At 34.3% G+C, this 4,015-nt stretch carries 5 protein-coding genes; all 5 read left to right on the top strand.

Annotation, left to right across the window (positions count from 1 at the left end; all coding sequences use genetic code 11):
• Positions 1 to 408: 408 nt before the first annotated feature.
• The 5 genes from H4J54_RS00090 to H4J54_RS00070 all read left to right on the top strand — a co-directional run bounded on the left by H4J54_RS00090 (position 409) and on the right by H4J54_RS00070 (position 3,828).
• Positions 409 to 912: a hypothetical protein gene (locus H4J54_RS00090; RefSeq protein WP_182188825.1), complete on the top strand. Its 504-nt coding sequence runs from the start codon at positions 409 to 411 to the stop codon at positions 910 to 912.
• 139 nt (positions 913 to 1,051) lie between these two features.
• Complete coding sequence (locus H4J54_RS00085; protein ID WP_182188824.1) at positions 1,052 to 2,395, top strand: S41 family peptidase; 1,344 nt, start codon at positions 1,052 to 1,054, stop codon at positions 2,393 to 2,395.
• Between the two features lie 124 nt (positions 2,396 to 2,519).
• Positions 2,520 to 2,867, top strand: a complete 348-nt coding sequence (locus tag H4J54_RS00080) for a hypothetical protein (RefSeq protein ID WP_182188823.1) — start codon at positions 2,520 to 2,522, stop codon at positions 2,865 to 2,867.
• A 109-nt stretch (positions 2,868 to 2,976) separates the two neighbouring features.
• Entirely contained in the window at positions 2,977 to 3,321 is a 345-nt protein-coding gene (locus tag H4J54_RS00075) for an energy transducer TonB (protein WP_182188822.1), read from the top strand.
• 123 nt (positions 3,322 to 3,444) lie between these two features.
• A complete protein-coding gene (locus H4J54_RS00070; RefSeq protein ID WP_182188821.1) occupies positions 3,445 to 3,828 on the top strand; it encodes a hypothetical protein in 384 nt (127 codons plus the stop codon).
• Positions 3,829 to 4,015 lie beyond the last annotated feature (187 nt).

Genomic DNA, 4,015 nt, shown 5'->3' with positions numbered 1-4,015 from the left:
GGCGTTAGTTGTCCGCACTAAATCGAATGATTTTATTTATCGTTTAGTGCAAATCGCATAGTTTTGCGTTTGGTTCAATTCTTTGGTTTGGCAATGGAAGTGCCGTTCAATCTAGCTTCCTTTTTTCCCAACCCAGTTTTTGCCTTTCGCAGTTTAATAGTTTTAATCGCTTTAGTTTTTTTAAGGCTCAAAGTTCATGTTTAGGTGTCTATTGCGGAAGCGCTCTTTGGTTCTTCCTCCTATACATTAAATATGATAACTTCTTGTAATATTGGTGGTTTTAACTACTAGCAACTAACAAGGCAATCAAAGGGACACGCAATAGTTGGCTGCGTTTCGCTTCGCTACACATTTTAGCCAACTATTACTTAGCCGCTTATTGTGGCGTTATAACTTTAGGCAGGTTTGGTGCAAAAATTTAACGATGCTATCTATATTCTTGATGGGTTAGCTGGTGACTTGATAGGCTCAGTCCTTTTACTTAAAGAAACGAGGAGGAATAACCTACTCGACAATACAGCTATACAACACAAGCATATTTTTAGACTTTGTTTTACTTCAGTGTTTATGAACTGTTCTAAGTATGTTGAATTTTGTGATAAATATGGGAAACTTTTAAAAGATGAAGTTCCTGAGTTATCTCAATTACAAAATAAATTTAAAGAAGAAATAAAAAGCAGAGGAATCATTTCTTTTAGAAATGATTACATTGGTCATATTCATTCTAAAAAAATGGGAAGGCCGCTAAGCAACACGGAAACACAAGATAAACTTGAAAGCTGTATTGGTGGTGACGATTCATTACCATTCTTAAATTGGATCTATCCTGATGAATCTGATTTAGTTTCTAAAGATAACTATCTAGTTGGTGTAATTGAGTTATTGCACAGAGCATTACAAATAAAGTTATAACAAGTCATTAAAGCAGGACAAAAAACAGTTGGTTTTTGCTCCTTCGTCGCTAATTTTAACAAACTATTTTGTGCCTGTTAACAGGGCGTTAGATTTTTCGTGGTTACATCAGAGTTTCAAGCTACTAAGGATAGTTTAAATGATTAAAAAAGTATTATTAGCATCTTTGCTAATTGCATCTATTTCTGTTTCTGCCAAAGAGGTTGGAAATCCACCATATAATTTATCAAACGAAGATAAATTATATGGTTTATCATTATTTTGGAAAGAAGCGAGTTACAATTTTGCATATTTTGATCAAGTACCAGACTTAGATTTTGATAGCGCATATAGAGAATATATTCCCAAAGTTTTAGCTACTAAAACAACTTATGAGTATTATCGTGAACTAATGAAATTTAATGCTTTACTGCACGATGGACATACTAATATTTACTTACCAAAAGGACTTTCTTCTAAGTATGTAGACTGGCCAGCCTTAAGTTTAAGAGAGGCTCATCAGCAAGCTGTAGTTACTAAAGTAAAAAGTGAGCTTCAAGCTGAAATTCCTTTAGGCTCTACCGTTGTTTCAGTTGAAGGTGTTAATTTGGAAACTCATTTAAAAACTAATATTATGCCTTATATTGCTAGTTCAACCGAGCATATTTTGTGGAACGATGGTGTAAGAAATACATTAAACGGATCACCTGATAGTAAGGTTGATTTTACTATAAAGACTCCTTTAGGGGAGTTCAAAGACTTAACTCTTACTAGAAATGCACGACATCAAAAAATAGATAAAGTGTCGTTAAAGCTTCCCAAATCGAATGGGGAGTTATTTGAATTTAAGTGGTTGGATCATAAGATAGCTTACATAGCTCTTAACGGATTTCATGATAAAAAAATCCTGCAAGACTTCAATGAAGTTTATGATGAAGCTAAACAAGCTAGGGGACTAATTCTTGATCTAAGGTTCAATGGTGGCGGTAATTCAAGTATTGCAGCTGAAATATTATCCCACTTTACTAATAAAGATTTAGAGGGCTCTATTTGGAAAACCAGAAAACATATTGCTGCGTTTAAAGCATGGGGAAACTATAGTGAAAAATATAAAAGTTATGCCCAAGATGATGCATGGGAGTCAGGAGCTATGGAATCGCTCAAAGCAAAAGAAAATAGTCATATTGTACCTACCTACGTGTTGATTGGGAGGCATACCGCCTCAGCAGCAGAGGATTTTTTAATCTATGCAGATAAGCTAAAGCATTTTACTACCGTTGGTGAAAAAACATATGGAAGCACGGGGCAACCAATTTTCTTTGATTTACCTGGGGGTGGGTCTTTCAGAATTTGTACTAAAAGAGATACATACCCAGATGGGAGAGAGTTTGTAGGCTATGGTATTACCCCACAAATTATTATTGATCGTATGCCTGAACATCTGAGATCAGAAAAAGATATTGTACTTTCTAGCTCTATTAAAAAGCTGAAAGAAAAAATCTAACAAGAAATTCAACAAGGACTAAATACAGTTGGCTTTTTGTTCACTCCGTTCACTTATTTTAGCCAACATTATTATTGCCTGTTAACAGGGCGTTATGTATGTAGTCAGGTGTGGTGATATTTAAATGAGTGATAGCTCAAACGAAATTCAGAATTCAATTAAAAGTATTGCTGCCAACTTAGTTGTTATTGCTGCTTTTAATGTTGGTTTTGCATTCTTCAATTTCACATTGTTTATTGATGTTTTAATACTTTTAGTTCTTGCGTTTTGCTTGTTCAAATGGAAATCTAGAGTTGTATCAATTCTTATTTTAGCGTCTGGGTTACTTGCCCTTTACTATCAAATGGATAGTCCATTTGATGCTGGAGGTTGGCGAATAGCATTAATCGCTTGGTGGGTTTTATCTGGTATTGTTTCTTTGTATCATACAGTTAGGTTTCAAAAATCAGATGCTAGTGCAGTACATACATAAGCCATTCAAGCAGGACTTTTAACAGTTGGTTAGGCTCCGCTTCGCTTCACATTATAACCAACAATTAAAAGCCTCTTAATGGGGCGTTAGCTATACAAAAAGGATTTTCATGACTCACGCTACTTTGGTATTCATATCACTAATTTTAATTTCTAGTTGTTCTTCAACTCCCTTGCCTGATAGATCTAATGCATCATTGTTAGAAACGGCAAATCCAACCTATCCTATTCATGCGGCTCGCAATAAAATAGGAGGTTTTGTCAAAATGAGCTTCGATATCAGCGAAAGTGGTGAGCCAATAAATATTAAAGTTTTAAAATCAGCTCCTGAACATATCTTTGATAAAGCAGCAATTAGAGCTCTCTCAAATTGGAAGTACGCACCTAAAGTCGAAAATGGTAAAGCTGTAGTTCAACAGGAATTAACGGTTCAGCTAGATTTTAGGATGGAGTGAATGTATAGCTAACAAGAAAATAAACAGGAACAAAATACAGTTGGCTTTTTGTTCACTACGTTCACTATTTTAGCCAACAATATTTTGCCCGTTATTTGGGCGTTAGGTTTACAAGGAAGTCTGTTGAAATCTTCAAAAATCAAATTGTATTCTGTTATTTTAAGTACAACGTTATTGGTTGGTTATTACATTTCTATGTACTTTTTACCTGACTACCTAGCAGAGATTTCACAACTAGAAAAAATCTACGATAATGGCACCACCTCTATCGACTCAATTATTTCTAATAATAGTACTAAGCAAAACTTTACTAGAGATGAAGTCGTATTTTTATTAAATAAATTCAAAGAAATTGAAGCTAGTAATAAGTCATTGCTTTATAAATTAATCGATGTTTATTATAGCTTTTCAAAAGTTTTTTTAGCGCTATTACTTTTTCACGTAGTTACTCTTTATAGCTTTTGGGCGCAAAGTAAACCTAACAAGAAAATCAACAAGGACACGTAACAGTTGGCTACGTTTCGCTTCGCTACACAATTTTAGCCAACCATTACTTAGCCTGTTATTCAGGCGTTAGGTTAATAAGGAGGATTCACATTGAAGTGTCCACATTGCGATAAAAAAATAAGTTTATTTTCTAAAACTCTGAATAAATTTGGCAAAGTTAAAGTATGCCCTCATTGCTCTGAACAAT

Source organism: Colwellia sp. MB3u-8 (genome assembly GCF_014076985.1).
In the GTDB taxonomy this organism is placed as follows: Bacteria; Pseudomonadota; Gammaproteobacteria; order Enterobacterales; family Alteromonadaceae; genus Cognaticolwellia.
This window is presented reverse-complemented; position numbering and strand designations above follow the sequence as displayed.

What these genes read in the sequence shown, in the direction of transcription:
- H4J54_RS00085 (WP_182188824.1), top strand. Translation starts at nt 1,052, where the DNA reads ATGATTAAAAAAGTATTATTAGCATCTTTGCTAATTGCATCTATTTCT.
- H4J54_RS00080 (WP_182188823.1), top strand. Translation starts at nt 2,520, where the DNA reads ATGAGTGATAGCTCAAACGAAATTCAGAATTCAATTAAAAGTATTGCT.
- H4J54_RS00075 (WP_182188822.1), top strand. Translation starts at nt 2,977, where the DNA reads ATGACTCACGCTACTTTGGTATTCATATCACTAATTTTAATTTCTAGT.